This window comes from Lentzea flava, from assembly GCF_014648475.1.
GTDB classification, from domain to species: Bacteria; Actinomycetota; Actinomycetes; order Mycobacteriales; family Pseudonocardiaceae; genus Lentzea; species Lentzea flava.
The window spans coordinates 48,619-63,718 of the sequence record NZ_BMRE01000016.1 but is presented as its reverse complement, the minus strand read 5'-3'; the positions used below and the strand labels follow the sequence as shown (position 1 = coordinate 63,718).

The 15,100-nt window shown below is 66.7% G+C and carries 14 protein-coding genes and 1 pseudogene; 10 read left to right on the top strand and 5 right to left on the bottom strand.

Annotation, left to right across the window (positions count from 1 at the left end):
• Window position 1 precedes the first annotated feature (1 nt).
• From IEZ09_RS19990 to IEZ09_RS19955, 8 genes are all read left to right on the top strand, one after another.
• On the top strand, window positions 2–352 hold the full coding sequence (locus IEZ09_RS19990; RefSeq protein ID WP_189255235.1) for a DoxX family protein: 351 nt from the start codon (window positions 2–4) through the stop codon (window positions 350–352).
• A 2-nt stretch (window positions 353–354) separates the two neighbouring features.
• Window positions 355–1,866 carry a bifunctional 3-(3-hydroxy-phenyl)propionate/3-hydroxycinnamic acid hydroxylase MhpA gene (gene mhpA / locus IEZ09_RS19985; protein WP_189255302.1) on the top strand — a complete coding sequence of 504 codons (1,512 nt, stop codon included), beginning with the start codon at window positions 355–357 and terminating at the stop codon, window positions 1,864–1,866.
• Window positions 1,850–3,034 carry a cytochrome P450 gene (locus tag IEZ09_RS19980; protein WP_189255234.1) on the top strand — a complete coding sequence of 395 codons (1,185 nt, stop codon included), beginning with the start codon at window positions 1,850–1,852 and terminating at the stop codon, window positions 3,032–3,034. Before mhpA ends, IEZ09_RS19980 begins: the two co-directional genes overlap by 17 nt.
• Window positions 3,035–3,049: 15 nt before the next feature.
• The gene (locus IEZ09_RS19975; protein WP_189255233.1) at window positions 3,050–3,247 is read left to right on the top strand and encodes a ferredoxin; all 198 of its coding nucleotides are present in this window, start codon (window positions 3,050–3,052) and stop codon (window positions 3,245–3,247) included.
• Window positions 3,248–3,300: 53 nt separating this feature from the next.
• Window positions 3,301–3,963, top strand: a complete 663-nt coding sequence (locus IEZ09_RS19970) for a TetR/AcrR family transcriptional regulator (protein ID WP_189255232.1) — start codon at window positions 3,301–3,303, stop codon at window positions 3,961–3,963.
• A 168-nt stretch (window positions 3,964–4,131) separates the two neighbouring features.
• Entirely contained in the window at window positions 4,132–5,340 is a 1,209-nt protein-coding gene (locus tag IEZ09_RS19965) for a PP2C family protein-serine/threonine phosphatase (RefSeq protein WP_189255231.1), read from the top strand.
• Window positions 5,337–6,041, top strand: coding sequence for an ATP-binding protein (locus IEZ09_RS47735; protein WP_308202413.1), 705 nt, complete (start codon window positions 5,337–5,339; stop codon window positions 6,039–6,041). The genes IEZ09_RS19965 and IEZ09_RS47735 overlap by 4 nt, the downstream gene beginning before the upstream one ends.
• A 631-nt stretch (window positions 6,042–6,672) precedes the next feature.
• The gene (locus tag IEZ09_RS19955; protein WP_189255229.1) at window positions 6,673–7,719 is read left to right on the top strand and encodes a PxKF domain-containing protein; all 1,047 of its coding nucleotides are present in this window, start codon (window positions 6,673–6,675) and stop codon (window positions 7,717–7,719) included.
• A gap of 158 nt (window positions 7,720–7,877) precedes the next feature.
• Here IEZ09_RS19955 and IEZ09_RS19950 read toward each other — a convergent pair whose 3' ends face one another.
• The 5 genes and pseudogenes from IEZ09_RS19950 to IEZ09_RS46595 all read right to left on the bottom strand — a co-directional run.
• Window positions 7,878–8,873: an AraC family transcriptional regulator gene (locus tag IEZ09_RS19950; RefSeq protein ID WP_229812747.1), complete on the bottom strand. Its 996-nt coding sequence runs from the start codon at window positions 8,871–8,873 to the stop codon at window positions 7,878–7,880.
• Window positions 8,874–8,894: 21 nt separating this feature from the next.
• Window positions 8,895–9,806, bottom strand: coding sequence for an MBL fold metallo-hydrolase (locus tag IEZ09_RS19945; protein WP_189255228.1), 912 nt, complete (start codon window positions 9,804–9,806; stop codon window positions 8,895–8,897).
• A 776-nt stretch (window positions 9,807–10,582) separates the two neighbouring features.
• Window positions 10,583–10,717, bottom strand: coding sequence for a hypothetical protein (locus tag IEZ09_RS47470; RefSeq protein ID WP_268247634.1), 135 nt, complete (start codon window positions 10,715–10,717; stop codon window positions 10,583–10,585).
• Window positions 10,718–10,811: 94 nt separating this feature from the next.
• Window positions 10,812–10,979: a hypothetical protein gene (locus IEZ09_RS46600; RefSeq protein ID WP_229812746.1), complete on the bottom strand. Its 168-nt coding sequence runs from the start codon at window positions 10,977–10,979 to the stop codon at window positions 10,812–10,814.
• A 283-nt stretch (window positions 10,980–11,262) separates the two neighbouring features.
• Window positions 11,263–11,884 (bottom strand): annotated as a pseudogene (locus IEZ09_RS46595) (transposase); the annotation flags it as partial.
• A 287-nt stretch (window positions 11,885–12,171) separates the two neighbouring features.
• Here IEZ09_RS46595 and IEZ09_RS19930 point away from each other — a divergent pair.
• Complete coding sequence (locus tag IEZ09_RS19930) at window positions 12,172–13,605, top strand: cytochrome P450 (protein ID WP_189255226.1); 1,434 nt, start codon at window positions 12,172–12,174, stop codon at window positions 13,603–13,605.
• A gap of 340 nt (window positions 13,606–13,945) precedes the next feature.
• The gene (locus tag IEZ09_RS19925) at window positions 13,946–14,938 is read left to right on the top strand and encodes an IS481 family transposase (protein WP_189255301.1); all 993 of its coding nucleotides are present in this window, start codon (window positions 13,946–13,948) and stop codon (window positions 14,936–14,938) included.
• Window positions 14,939–15,100: the final 162 nt, after the last annotated feature.

Here is a 15,100-nt window from a genome sequence, read left to right as displayed (position 1 = left end):
CATGATCGTGTTGACGGTGCTGGCCGTGCTGCTGGCAGTTCTCTTCGTCCTGCTCGGCGTGTCCAAGTTGCTCGCGCTGCCACGCATGCGTGAACTCGCCTCGCACGCCGGGTTTTCCGTCGCGGCCTACCGGGGGATCGGTGCGCTGGAGGTGGCCGGCGCCGCCGGCCTCCTCATCGGACTGACCGTGCCGTTGCTCGGGGCCGCGGCGGGCGCGGGTCTGCTGCTCCTGCTCGCGGGCGCGGTGATCACCCACGTCCGCAACCGGGACGGCATCCGCGAACTCGCCCCGGCCGTGGTCTGCGCGGCGCTCGTCGCGGCCTATCTCGCAGTTCTCGGTGTGTCGTCGTGAAGGTGCCCGTGGTGATCGTCGGCGCGGGCCCCACCGGTCTCACCGCCGCGGCACTGCTCGCCCGGTACGGCGTCGAGCACGTGGTGCTGGAGCGCTGGGAGTCGGTGTTCCCGCAGCCGCGCGCGGTCCACCTGGACGACGAGGTCTACCGCATCCTCGGTCGCCTCGGCCTGGCCGAGGAGTTCGCCGCCATCTCGTGGCACTGTCACGGGTTGCGGCTGCTGGACCCGGACATGCGCGTGCTGGCCGAGTTCCGGCGCGCCCCCGGCACCGGCCGCCACGGCTATCCGCGGGCGAACATGTTCGACCAGCCCGGCCTGGAACGACTCCTCCGCGACGGACTGAAGATCGCCGTCCGCGGCAACACCGAGGTCACCGGCATCGTCCAGGACGGGACCGGGCCGGTGCGGGTCGAGGTGACCGACCGCCTCACCGGCGAACGGGAGACGATCCACGCGGACTACGTGCTGGGCTGCGACGGCGCCAACAGCCTCACCAGGCAGGCGATCGGCGCGTCGATGAGGGACCTGAAGTTCGAGCAGCGCTGGCTCGTGGCCGACATCGCCACGACCGCCGATCTCGGCGAATGGGAAGGCGTGCACCAGGTCTGCGACCCTGGTCGCGCCGCGACCTACATGCGCATCGGCAAGACCCGCTACCGCTGGGAGTTCCGCCTGCTGCCGGGCGAGAACGGTGACGACTTCCACGACCGGGACCGGCTGCACCGGTTGATCGCGCCGTGGACCAAGGACGTCCCGGCAGACGAGCTCGACGTGGTCCGCGTCGCCGAGTACACCTTCCGGGCGCAGGTCGCGGACCGGTGGCGGGACCGGCGGGTGTTCCTGCTCGGCGACGCGGCGCACCTCACGCCTCCGTTCGTCGGACAGGGGATGGGCGCCGGGATGCGTGACGCCGTCAATCTCGCGTGGAAGCTCGCGGGCGTCCTCGGCGCAACCCTGCCCGAACAGGCACTCGACACCTATGAGGCGGAGCGCGAACCGCACGCGCGCGCCATGATCCGGATGGCGAAACTGGTCGGCACGGCCATGACCGAGGGCGGCCGGTTCGGTGACCTTCTCCGCCGGATGCTGGCACCACGCCTGGCCCTCGTCCCCGGCTTGTCCCGCCACGTTCTCGACAGCGAGACGCCCCCGCTGCGCCGCTCCGGCCTGGTGATGCGGCCACGTCTGCGGCGAAGCCTGGCGGGAAGGCTGTGCCCCAACGCCGTTCTTGACGGCGGACGCCGCTTCGACGACGTGGCCGCAGGCCGCTTCGCCGTCGTCACGACGATCGCCCCGACCGAACCCGAACGCACCGCCATCGAGGAGTGCGGCGCGGTCCTCATCACCACCTGCCGCCCCGACGAACTGCACCACTGGCTTCGTGCCGGTCGCACCCGCGCCGCCGTCGTCCGTCCGGACGGCACGGTGCTGAGCACGAGCAACAGCCTCTCCCAGCTGTGCCTTCACCTGCCCCGGTCCACCGTGAGGAGCAACGTTGCCCCGACACCCTGACGTCCCCGCGTACGCGCCGGACATCTACTCCACGCAAGCCGTCCTGGACCCCTATCCGCACTACGCGAAGCTGCGCGAACTCGGGCCGGTGGTCTGGCTGCCCAAGCACAAGGTGTACGCGCTGCCACGCTATGCGGAGTGCAAAGCCGTGCTGCTGAACGACAAGACCTTCACCTCCGGTGAGGGTGTGGCGTTGAACTCGCTCACGAACCGGTTCTCTCGCGGCACGACGCTCAACAGCGACGGCGAGGACCACACCGGCCGTCGTGCCCTGGTAGCGCACCGGCTCACGCCCAGAGCACTGCGCACGATGAAGGAAGCCGTGGAATGCCAGGCAGCCGAGATCGTCGACGCGGCGCTGGCCCGGCGCGACGTCGATGGCGTCGACATCGCCGAGGCACTGCCCACGGCAGTCGTTCCCGACCTCGTCGGCTGGCCGCAGGAACAACGAAAGAACCTGCTGAGCTGGGGCGCGGCGACCTTCGACGTACTGGGCCCGCTGAACGCGCGAGCGGCCGCGGCCACCTTCAGGGGCCTCGGGGTGATGCGCTTCGCGCGAGGCGTCGTCCGGCGACGATCGATCCTGCCCGGCAGCATGGGGGACGACCTGCTGCGCGCCGCGGACGAAGGCAAGATCGCCCGTTCCGAATGCCCGGCGTTGATGATCGACTACCTCGTGCCCTCGCTCGACACCACGCTCAGCGCGATCGCCAGCGCCCTGCACCTGTTCGCGACGCACCCCGGCCAGTGGCAGCTGTTGAAGAACGACCCCGGCCTGATTCCCAACGCGATCAACGAGATCGTGCGGTACGAATCCCCGCTGCGCGCCTTCAGCCGCAAAGTCGCCGAGGACACCGTGCTCGCGGGTACCGCGCTGCCCGCGGGTTCACGCGTCCTCGTCCTCTACGCCTCGGCCAACCGCGACGCGCTGGAGTGGGAGAACCCCGACACCTTCGACATCCGTCGCGACGCCTCCCGGCAGCTGGGCTTCGGCCGCGGCACGCACGGCTGCGCCGGACAGGGTCTGGCCCGGCTGGAAGTCCAGGCGATCCTGCAGGCCCTCGTCGCCCGCGTCGAGAAGATCGTGCCCACCGGGGAGCCGGAGTGGGGTCTGAACAACATCATCCGCCGTCTCCACCGGCTGCCGCTCGAACTCGTTCCTGCCTGACGAAAGGGGAGAGCTGTGAAGATCTCCGTCGACCACGACCGCTGCGAAGGCCACGGCCTGTGCGCCGTTCAGGCCCCCGCCGTCTTCGACCTCGACGACGACGCGCACGTCGTCCACCAGTTCGAAGGTGGGACCGTGCCACCCGAGCACGTTGAGGCCGCCCGCTCCGCCGTCAACGTCTGTCCCGTCGCGGCACTGCGGGAACTCACGTGACCAGCTTCAACGCTGATTGATCCATCAGCACTGTCATGCAGTACCTTGCAGATATGGCCCCACCGCGTTCCCGCAGCGCCGAGCCCGCCACACGCACAGAGCGGCGCAAAGCCCAGACCCGTCAGAAGCTGATCGACGCGGCGCGCGGGTTCCTGGCCGGCGACAAGCACGCAACGGTGAGCATCCAGGACATCACCGACGCCGCCGACGTGGGTTTCGGCTCGTTCTACAACCACTTCTCCACCAAGGCCGAGTTGTTCGAAGCGGCCGTGTCGGAAGTGCTGGAGGAGCTGGGCCGGCTGCTGGACGAGTTGAGCAGCGATGTCGACGATCCGGCGATGGCCTTCGCCCAGTCGATGCGGTTGGCCGCGCGCCTCGGGGTGGCGCGGCCGGAGACGGCGCAGGTCCTGGTGCGCCACGGGATGGCCTACATCGACGCGGACGCGGGGCTGGCTCCGCGTGCCCTGCGCGACATCGAGGCAGGCATCGCGTCCGGCCGCTTCCAGGCCGGCGAGCCGAGGCTGGCCCTGGCGACCACCGCCGGTGCGCTGCTGGCCGTGCTGCACATGTCGTTGGCCAACCCGGAGCGAGTCACCGACGCGACGTGCGACGAGGTGGCCGAGCAGTTGCTGCGCATGCTCGGAGTGCCGCTGGATGAGGCACACGAGATCGCGACGGCACCGCTGCCGGACGCCTCGGCCGTCAGCCGGGTCTGATCACCGTGCCCGTTTCAGGGCGATCGGAACGGGAGCTCGCACTCGACCTCCGCCCGACACACCCGTCGTGTGGCGCTCGCTGCGGATCGATCCCAAGAACAGGTCCACCGTAGGAACTCACGGATGTGCGACGTAGTGTCGTGGACACGGTCGGTGGACGGAGTTGGAATGAGTGAGGATCGGAGTTCGTCGATCCGTTCCCGTGTCCTCGACGCCGTGATGGACAGCGCGCTCAAGCAGTTCGACCTCGACAAGCTGCTGGAGGTGCTGCTGGGAGAGGTCCGCGCACTGTTCGCGGTCGACACCGCCACCGTCCTGCTGGTGGACCGCAGCGGCGGCCAGCTCGTGGCCAGGGCGACCTCAGGCCTGGAAGAGGAGGTCTTCCAGGGGGTGCGCGTGCCGGTCGGCAAGGGCTTCGCGGGCCGTGTGGCCCGCCTCCGGGAACCGGTGCAGATAGAACGAGTCGATCAGTCCACAGTGGTCAATCCGCTGCTGTGGGAGCACGGCCTCCGGGTACTGCTCGGCGTGCCGATGATCGCTGAGGACGAGCTCACCGGAGTCCTCCACGTGGGCAGCACCACGTCACGCCGGTTCACCGACGAGGAGGTCGAGGCGCTGCAGCTCGTCGCCGATCGCCTCGCCGTGGCGGTCTACATGCACCGGACACGTTCCGAGCGCGCCGCGGCCGCGATGCTGCAGGAGAGCCTGCTTCCCGCACGCCTGCCGAGTCCGCAGGGCTGGGAGCTGGCAGCCCGCTACGTGCCCGGCGCGGAGAGCGGCGTCGGTGGCGACTGGTACGACGTGTTCGAGCTGCCCGGCGAGCGCATCGGTGTGGTGATCGGTGACGTCGCCGGCAGCGGCTTGCGTGCCGCCGTCGTCATGGGCCGGCTCAGGAGCGCCTTGCGCGCCTACGCGCTGGAATACCCCGATCCCGCCGAGGTGCTGAGCAAACTCGATCGCAAAGCCAGCCACTTCGAGACCGGCACCATGGCCACGGTTGCCTACGCGATCATCGACACCGCGGCTCACCGGATGAGCCTCGCCCTGGCCGGGCACCTGCCTCCGGTGCTCGCCGTGCCAGGGGAGGAAGCTCTGCTCGCGGACGTCCGCGTCGGTCCGCCCATCGGGTTCGACCTCGGTACCACCGGCCGCCGGAGCATCGCCGTCGACGTGCCGCCGGGCACCCTGATGGTCCTTTACACCGACGGCCTCGTGGAACGCCGGGAGCAGGACCTCGACGACGGCCTGGAGCGGCTTCGCCAGGTGGTCACCCCGATGGGGCCGGAAGAGGCGTGCATCCGGATCATGGCCTCGATGATCGGCGACCAGCCGGCCACCGATGACGTCGCACTGGTGGCCATCCGCCACAGCGAGTGAGGCCTGTCCACGCAGTTCGCGCATACGCCTGCTGCCCTGGCCGTTACTCGGCAGGCACCGGCCTGTGTCACCCCGGACACGGTGCCAGGAGTTCGATCCGTCGCCGTTCCACCCAGGACATCTCCGCTCACGTGCCGGCGTTCGGCGGTGTCGGCTGGTTCAGAACGAGACAACTTCGACAACAGTGCAGTTTGTGCACATTTCGCGAGGGGTATTCAGCTGCGCGATCTGGTGGCGAGCGGAGTGAACACGTGGACGGTGCCGGGGTAACTGATCATCCCGACCGGCGGAGGCCGTCGGTCTCCGACGACGTTGTGAGCCAAGAGCTGCCGGATGGCGCACCGCCCCTGGCGCGACTGCGGCGCTGGCTCGAGGCAACCCTCGCGACGCTTCCCGAGGACTTCGTGGGTGATGTTCTGCTCGTCTGCACCGAACTGGTCAGCAATGCCTACGAACACGCACGTGGCCCGCGTGGTGTCCGTGTCGCGGTCGGGCGAGGTGGGTGCGTGGTCCGCGTCGAGGTCGACGACGGAAGCCCGCAGGCGCCGCTCGTGCCGGGCACGTCGTCCGCGGGGGTCTTCCGAGGACGAGGCTTGATGTTCGTAGAACGCATCGCGACCCGGTGGGGCGTGTTCATCGGTGACAAGCACAAGACCGTGTGGGCGGAGTTCTCCCTGGGCACCATGGCCACGTCCACCTGAGCCGGTGACGGTCAGTGTCCATTGCGGAGGGAAGGTTGGCGTTCAGTCCTTCTTCCGCATGCTGTCAGGTCGGTGGAAGTGGACGACTGTGACCGCAGTCAGGCTTGATCGGTTTTGCCGAGAAATTCTGAGAAAGTCACTCATTTGTTTCAATCGAAGTGAACTCCAGTGCAGTTCAGATGATCCGGTATTTGCTCTGCGTGCTTGCGACGGTTGAATTACTGGGCAGGTGATGGATGACAAGTTGTCGCATCACAGCCGGGCCTCAACCGATTGGTCCTGTGCCGTGATTCGCCAGGTCGAACGGTAGAACAGTCTTTCGCGGTGTGCTGCACGATTGTCGGCGCCCAACTGTCGAACGGGGTTGAATACCGGTCGAGGCGCTTCGATGAACATTTCGATGCTGGGTAGGAACGGTGTCGGATTGGGTGAATACTGGCAGTGGCGCTTACCGCATGTCAAGGTTGTCACCCAATTGCCGTGTCGAAGCTCATCGATGGGAATTGAAATATTCGATATTCGATGAGTGTGTGTTGACCTCGTTTGACCGGCACTCTTGAATGACCTCCGAATTGCTTTGGAAGCTTTCGCGACATGTGCTTGAACCGGACTGGCAGCGGAGGAACTCGGCATGGCGGCACACGACAACGCGGAGGGCGGTGCCTGGTCGGGTGAGCTGAACCGGCGCCGGTTCCTGGGTGGCGCGGTGCTCGGCGCGGGGCTGGCGGTGGCGGCGCAGCTACCGCTTGTGCGCCAGGCCGTCGCCCACGAGGTACCGGTCCGGCTGAACCCGGCGGCGCTGAGACCGGATGCGCGGGTCCGGGCGCTGATCGCCGCGCTGACGCTGGACGAGAAGGTGGGTCTGCTGCACCAGTTCAGCGCCGCCGTCATCCGCCTCGGGATCCCGCAGTTCCGCACCGGAACCGACTGTTTGCATGGGGTGTCCTGGCTGGGCTACGCCACGGTGTTCCCGCAGAACACCGGCCTGGCCGAGGTCGGCCTGCAGCTGAACCGGATCCGCAACGGCGACTGGGCGGTCTACCGCAAGATCGACTTCCGCGGCGTCACGCGGGCTGACCTGATCCTCAACCACGTCAAGGTGTCGACCGAACCCGCCAAGATCACCATCAGGGCCGACGACCCGGTCAGCGGGCCCGTGCTCGGCAGCGTGACGGTCACCGGAGACCACGACCTCAACTCCGCGGCCGACTACCGCAACCCGCTCTACCACTGGCGGTGGACAACCGTGCCGATCACGACCCTGCCTGGCGTGTACGACCTGTACTTCGTGTTCGACATCTCGCCAGCCATCCCGGACACCGACATCTCGAACGCCTACGGCGCGGTGGCCGGCTGGCTCGACCTCGGCATCAACTGGTTCAGGATCGGCTACCGCTTCGACGGCTTCCGCGCCCCGGTCGCGATCCCACCGGCGGTCAACAGGGTGAAGGCGGGCAGCGCCGTGCCGATCAGGTTCGGGCTCGGCGGCGACGCCGGCGGCGACGTCATCGCACCGGGATCACCGGCTCGGAACCAGGGCGACCTCCGCTACGACCTGGGACGCGACGAGTACAGCTACATCTGGAAGACCGACAGGTCCTGGGCCGGCAGCAGCCGCGAGTTCACACTCACCCTCACCGACAGAACCACCCGCACCGCTCGATTCGCGTTCAGCTAAACCTTCAAATGGTTCTTCCGTTGTGGCGGCATCATCGTGCGAGGGCTGTCCAAACGGGCTCTGGCGGTTGCGCTGGCGGCCGCGCTGGCGATCACCGCGTGCGGGTCGGGTCCGGTGACGACGGGCCGAGAACGCTGAAACTCTGGCACTACGAAGTGTCACCCGTGGTGAGTCCGGCTGAATGGCTGGTCGACCATCCCCGGATCATGTTCGTCCCGGTCGGGGCGTGCTGGCTCAATCTCCGGGAACCGTGGTGGTGGATCTTCTGTCGGGAGGCGCTGGGAGTTCGTAGCCGATCTCTCGTGCTGGTGGTCGGTGCGGTGCTGCTGCCGGTAACGGCCGGCTGAGATTCCGTACTCGCGTTTGAAAGCGGTGGCGAAGGCATACGCGGAGCCGTAGCCGCTGCGCTGCGCGACGGTGGACAGCGGGACGTCGGTCGTTTGGAGCAGGCGTGCCGCTATGGTGAGCCGCCACCACGTCAGATAGGTGAGCGGTGGCTGCCCCACCATGGCGGTGAACCTGCGGGCGAAGGCGGCACGGGACAGACCCGCGTGCGCGCCCAGCGACTCCACGGTCCAGGGATCGGCGGGGCGTTCGTGCACAACACGGAGTGATCGTGCGATCGCCTCGTCGTCGAGGGCGACGCACCAGCCAGTGGCCTGCATTCCCGCACGTTCGATCAGGCAGGCCCGGATCAGGTGTACGAGGAGCACTTCGAGCAGCGCCGGCAGGACCAAGTCCCTGCCGTGCATCTGTTCGCCCAGTTCGCTGAGCAACAGGTGGATCGACGCCTGGAGACCTGGGTAGCGATCCGCCCGTGCCGGAAGACTCACCAGATCGGCGAGGTCCTGGAACAGCGGGTGCGGGCGGGCCCGCTCAAGCAGGTAGGCGCCGGACAAGAACTGGGCAGTGCTGTCGGTGGCGTTTACGAGCGTGTGCGCAGTCCCGTGCGGGAGCAGAACGGCGTCGCCCGGTTGCAAGGTGATGACCGCTTCGTCCGGTGCTGTTACCCGGATGCGTCCCGTGATGCCCACGTAGAACCGGGCGCCCTCGAAGGTCTGGACCTCCTTCTCCCACGACGGGTCCGCCGCCTCCAGCGACAGGGAGGGGCGCCCCACCCGCAAGGTGCCGATCGCGTCGCTGAGCACGTCCATGGCCGGATCTTCCCTTACTGGTCAGGCGTCTGAGAACGGTGCCCATCGCTTGATCGAGACGGCCCCGTTCGACCGCACGACTTCGGCGGCGCCCGCTCCGCCCAGGTGCGCCGGCACGACCAGGCTGTTCGTCGCGGCTGCCCGCTCCAGGACGCGACGTCGGGAGTGGGTGGCCTCGGTTTGGTCCTCGCTCAGGCAGGTGTCGTGATCGGGTTCGATCAGCTGGAGTGGGGTGTGGACGACGTCCCCGACGAACACTGCTCGGTCGGTGCCGGACTCCAGCCACAGCACCGTCGAACCGGGCGTGTGACCGGGGGCCAGTTCCAGGACCAGGGCCTCGTCGATGCGATAACTGTTGCCCTCCCACAGCACCGCCTGGCCGGCCTGATGGACGGGCAGCACGCTGTCGTTGAACGTGACCCCGGTGTCGGTGGCCGACTGGAACGGGGACCTCGGCACGTGGCCGTTGGCGGGGTTCCAGAAGTCGAAGTCGGCCCGGCTGATCAGATATCGCGCGTTGGGGAACGTCGGCACCCACTCGCCGTCGACCATCCGGGTGTTCCACCCCACGTGGTCGTTGTGTAGATGGGTGTTGACGACGAGATCCACGTCCTCAGGCCGCACCCCGGCCGCCGCCAGTCGGTCGAGGAAATCGCCGTCGCGCTTGTTGAACGCCTCGACTTCGCGTTGCTTGTCATTGCCGAGACCGGTATCGACTAGAATGGTGCGACTCGCGCTTCGCAGCACCCAGGTCTGCACGTTTGCCTGCCACGCGCCCGTCTCGGAGTCCAGGAAGTCCGGCGCCAGCCAGGATTCGTGCTGGCGCCACAGTTCGCCGGGCACGGACGGGAACAGGACATCAGTGGTGGCGAAAGCACCCTGCCACTCGACCACCCGCGAGACCTCGACATCACCGAGAATGATTCTCTTCACCCTGTCACCGTATGAAGGGGTGGCGAGACGCGAAATGCTCTGACGTCTCTCTTTGTTAAGGCAGCGTCTCGCGGGAGTCCCCGTATGTCACCGGCGGTCCGCACCTTCGACGACACACGTCATCAGATGCCCTCTGCGCTGGCAACACGCTCCACTTTCCGGGCGTCGGGGCGTCGTTGCCAGCGTTCGATTAGGTCACCAAGTAAGTGCAGGTCAAAGGCCCACCACCAACAACAACCGGCCGGTCGGCGCTCACAGCTGGTAGGTGTCTCCGAGCGTCAACCGGCCGGTTGTCGATGTTGCCCATGTTTTGCGTGCCCCGGCGGGAGTACCAAAGGATGGGAACAGCGCTGACCGGCGATTTCGCGTCGGCAGCCTGGTGGTGGAGTCAAGTTTCGGGCTGTCCGTGCCCGATCAGCACCCGTGGGGGCTTCGATCTGCCCCACGTCGGACGTCAAAACGCAAGTTCATGTAGTGGCTACGCCACCAACTTAAGGAGGCGGTGCGCGCGCATCTTGGTCGGCCGTCGGCTCTCACGGCTGCGGCGGATCGAACAGATCTGTGCGGGGGGTGAGTCGACGACGCCTTGTTCCGGGTCGACCTGGCGGACATCACCGCAAAGCGGGCCTGTCCGACGGGGACTCCGACGACCACAGCTGTGCGGATGTCACCGTCACCACCCCGCTCACCGCGCTGCACAGGTGTGCGCTTCCGGGCGGAGCCAGGAGGTGGCTGTGACGGTGTGAAGCGACGTCGTTTGCTCGCGACTCTCGACGTCACCAGCGGTTGAAGTTGTACCGGCGCTCGATCTCACGCCCCCACACCCCGGCGCGAGAGTCCCGGCGAATCGCGGCGTACAGCTCCACCCTCGACATCGACGGCACGAGCAGCTCCTCAGCACACGCGAGCAACCATGCTCCCCACCGCACGCAATCCTGACTTCAACATTCGTGAACACCGTAATCGGCGTTCAAGCCCGCCTCCGGCCTTCACGAATAACCGACGTCACAGAAGACGAATATACCCACAGAAGGTCACACCCACCGCCAGCACCGGCTGCCCATCCGCCGCCTGCGGCAACGACACTCCCGCCAGCGCGTGCGTGACGGTCGACATCGATCCGCCCCCACGCCAGCGCAGCACAACCGCGGCCGTGACCGCGTCGATGTTCACCGGCCAGCGGCAGCTCCGCGACCGACCGGACCCGGCCTACCGGCGCACAACACAGCGTCGGTGAGTTCGAACAACGCGTCCGCCCGCTTGAGCAGGCACCGGTAGAACTCCTGCCGCAACCAGGACAACTCCCCGGACACTCCTGCCATAAGCATGGTGCACACTGATCAACTGAAGCCCTTGGTCTCGATCTTCGTCTGTCGCAAGAACAAGAATCGACCTAGGCTTCGCCCATGATCAACCAGGGTGCCGACCAACCCTTCAGAGGTGAAAACTCAAGCTAACCGTCGGCCAGGGCGACGAGTTCCTTGCGGCCGTCGACACGGGACGTCGAGCATCACCAGCAGGCAGAGTTTGTGTTCCTCCAAGCGCATGTTCACGTGGATCCTGTCCACCCACGGATAACGTAAAGTCCACATCGGACCGACTACGTCCGGCGAACGCGCGTTGCGCGGACTTCCACCGCTCGGTCAGCGTCGTGACTACCAGCCCGGACAGACCTTTGCTGCTGCCCAGAAACTGCCTGAGCGCGGCACGAAGTCTCCGGACGACAGGCCATGCAGGTACAGCAGCGGCAGCGCTCGGTGATCTTCGGGGTCTTACGTGCCCACGGCAGGATCGCCGAGGAAAACCCTTGCGTTCCTCCGTCTCGGGGCTACGCGCTTGTCGTTGACCCGCGGCACGGTCACCTCCACCGCGCCCTCGCTGGTCCCCTGCGGCTGGTGATAGCCGTTACGCACCACCAGCTGGTAGCCCTAATCGTCAAGCTCCTCGCGGAACCGGGCAATGTAGGCGTCCATCTCCGCTCGCAGCGCCTCGGCCAGCATCCGCCGGGCGCCCTCCCGCACGATCTCGTCGATCAACGACGACGACGACCCCGTCACCGTCGCCGTCGCCGTGCTCACGTCGTCGGTTCATCGCCAGGGAGGCTACGGTGAGCATGGGCGTGCCTTCCCGACCGACGCTCCAACATCGGCCTTGCTTGAGGATCATCAGCAGATCATCGGGAAGGTGCGCCCCTTCCCCTCAGATCCACAGATTTCAAGCATTGCTCCACCGCAAGGTCGCCTCAGGCAAGGAGTTCTGGTCTTTCACGCAAAATCGCGTCGGCAGTGATCAGAGGCCGATATGGTCGGAAGCGCGATAACACGCGCAAGCCGATCACCGATTCTCGACGTCGACGGAAGCTACCATGACTGCGTACAAGAGCCTTGCGGCGTTCGGGGTAGTAGGTGCCGCAGCGTTCGCTCACTGGCGTTGGAGCAAGAAACCGATTCGAACCCCGGAAGGAACGGTTCACCCACCGTTAGCCGCAGCTGGACTGGACGGCGTCCCAGGCATCGGACTTCTCGCCAGGCTCCACAGCCTGATCACAGACCCGATCGGCCTGATAGAACGGAACGCACGCGTCCACGGCGACATGTTCACGCTGCGTGCCCCTATGATCTATGACATCACTTTCCTGCTGGACCGCGATGCCTATGCGATGGTCATGAACCTCCCCGCCGACCACGCCGCGATCGGCCCAGTGCTCAGCCGCGTGCCCACCGTGGGCTACTGGTTCCCACGCAGCCGTCGCGACCCGGAGTCGCTGCAACAGCTCGTCGTCGCGGGACGTCGGCTGATGGCGGAGATGCTGCCACAGCACAAGGTCCGCACGCTGCCCAACAGAATCACAGGCATCACGACACGTCACATGTCCGAGTGGGGCCCCACCACAGACATGACCGAAGTGCTGCATCTCGTCGTTTACGAGGTCGTGGGTCGGTACTTCATGGGTGACACCATCTGGACTGCTATCGGAGACGAACTCAGTCGCCTATACCGGACTATCGCCGATGGCGTGGACGTCATGCGCGCCGCGTTGTCGATCACACCGCTGCACCAGTTCATGCCTGAGTACCGCGCCACGACACAGCTTTTCCAGCTGTTGCGAAGCGAACTCTCCGGCTTCCGGTCGGCTGACTCCCCCCTGCTGGGAGCAATCGACCGGCTTCGCATCGACGGTGAACCGCTCGACGAAGCTGACATCTTGTGGATGTTCATGTACGTCTTATGGAATGCCATGGCCTACCCCGGAACGTACGCGTACTGGTCGCTGGTCGACGTGCTGACCACGCCTGGTGTGCGCAATCGCGTCACTGAGCTCGACGACCGCGCCGCGCGTCAGGAGGTGCTCGGCAGGTGCGTGCTGGAGACCATCCGGTTGAACCCGGTTTCTACGCTCGTACGCTACTTGTACAAGCCGCTGGAGTTCACTCGCAACGGCACTATCTACCACATCCCGGCTGGGCAGGCGGTCGGTGTGTTTCCCCGTGGGCTTAACAGAGATCAGCGCTACGTGCCCGATGCGCCCGAGAGCTACGACCCGGATCGGTTCGTGCGAGTCCCGGCGCTGCGGACGACGTCGTTCGGTCGTGGTCCATTCGGCTGCATCGCACAGGACTTCAGCAAGATCGTGCTATCCAGCGTGCTCAACGACGTGCTGACCCGATTCGACATCGTGCTGTTGGACCAGCCGGCCAATCGGCGGTGCCGTGTGCACCAGAACTACCCCGATACGCCGCTGACTGTCCGGCTCATGCCTCGTGATCTGGGCTCCAGCGCCGGGTTCAGGCCATTGTAGCTGACCTTCAGGTACGCCGGTCGGCGGCGAAGAGCGCTAGAAGCACGCCGTCGAGTGATTTCGGAGCGTGACACCTCGTCGCCGTCGTCGCCGGCGGCCAGCTTGGAACGGTAACTGGGCCCCTCCCGCTCCACTTGTGCAATGCCTCCCGCTACCCCAGCACCCCTCGGCCGCCTTCCTCAAAGGAACGCAGGGCTGCTGACCGCAACGTAGTCCTAGGTGTACTGACCCGCGACGTTGCGAACGGTCCGACACGTGATCAGATGATCTTGGCATGAGGGAGGGCCTCCGGGTTCGGTGTGGATTGCGACATCTGCACCGGCTAGCCGGGAGGCCCTCGATTACTCACGCTAACGCACCGCTGTCCGAGCTGGGCCGGCTGCGCCTGGCCCGCTGTGTCGTCGACGACGGCTGGCCGCTGCGGCGCGCCGCGGAACGGTTCCAGGTCTCGGTCAGCACCGCGAAACGCTGGGCCGACCGCTACCGCGAGCTCGGCGTCGCGGGCATGACCGACCGGTCCTCACGTCCGTTGTCCAGCCCGCGCCGGACCCCGACCCGGACCGGGCGGCGGATCATCAAGATCCGCCTGGCGCGGCGATGGGGACCGGCACGCATCGCCTACCTGCTCGGGCTGGTGCCCTCGACCGTGCACCGGATCCTGGTCCGCTACGGTCTGGCCCGGCTATCCCACGTGGACCGCGCGACCGGGCAGCCGGTGCGCCGCTACGAGCGCGCCGCACCGGGCGAGCTCGTGCACGTCGACATCAAGAAGCTGGGCAACATTCCCGACGGCGGTGGCCACAAGGTTCACGGCAGGCAAGCGGGCCTGCGCAGCAGTTCCGCGTATCGAGACCCGAGCCGGCCGCGTAAGAAAGGCGGTCGCGCGAATCTCGGCTACAGCTACCTGCACAACGCCGTGGACGACCACTCCCGCCTGGCCTACACCGAGATCTTGCCGGACGAGACCGAGGAATCCGCCGTCGCGTTCTGGCAACGAGCACAGACCTTCTTCCACACCAACGGGATCACCGTCGAGCGGGTGCTCACCGACAACGGGTCGTGTTACCGATCCCGGCTCTGGCGCGACACCCTGGCCGGCGCGGGCATCGTCCACAAACGCACCCGCCCCTACCGGCCGCAGACCAACGGCAAAGTGGAGCGGTTCAACCGCACCCTGCCCGACGAGTGGGCCTACGCCCGCCCCTACCGCACCGAGACCGAACGCCGCGAGGCGTTCCCGCGATGGCTGCATCTCTACAATCACCACCGCGGTCACACCGCACTCAAAGGCCAGCCACCCGCCAGCCGCGTTCCGAACCCCTCAGGTCAGTAAACCTGGCCGAGGTCCTCATAGAAGTACGGGAGCAACGGCCTGACCTCCTCCACTCCGACGACCAGTTCAACCACGCGTGGCCGGGCCTATGTCACCTCGAACGCGCCATCACCATCCTGCGTGAGATCAAGGCAGACGCTCGCTACTTCCTGCGTCGCACTC

Bases quoted from the DNA above. Each gene is read 5' to 3' on its own strand.
- IEZ09_RS19970 (WP_189255232.1), top strand. From the start codon at position 3,301: ATGGCCCCACCGCGTTCCCGCAGCGCCGAGCCCGCCACACGCACAGAG.
- IEZ09_RS19990 (WP_189255235.1), top strand. From the start codon at position 2: ATGATCGTGTTGACGGTGCTGGCCGTGCTGCTGGCAGTTCTCTTCGTC.
- IEZ09_RS19950 (WP_229812747.1), bottom strand. From the start codon at position 8,873: ATGGACGTGCTCAGCGACGCGATCGGCACCTTGCGGGTGGGGCGCCCC.
- IEZ09_RS19930 (WP_189255226.1), top strand. From the start codon at position 12,172: ATGACTGCGTACAAGAGCCTTGCGGCGTTCGGGGTAGTAGGTGCCGCA.
- IEZ09_RS19955 (WP_189255229.1), top strand. From the start codon at position 6,673: ATGGCGGCACACGACAACGCGGAGGGCGGTGCCTGGTCGGGTGAGCTG.
- IEZ09_RS19965 (WP_189255231.1), top strand. From the start codon at position 4,132: ATGAGTGAGGATCGGAGTTCGTCGATCCGTTCCCGTGTCCTCGACGCC.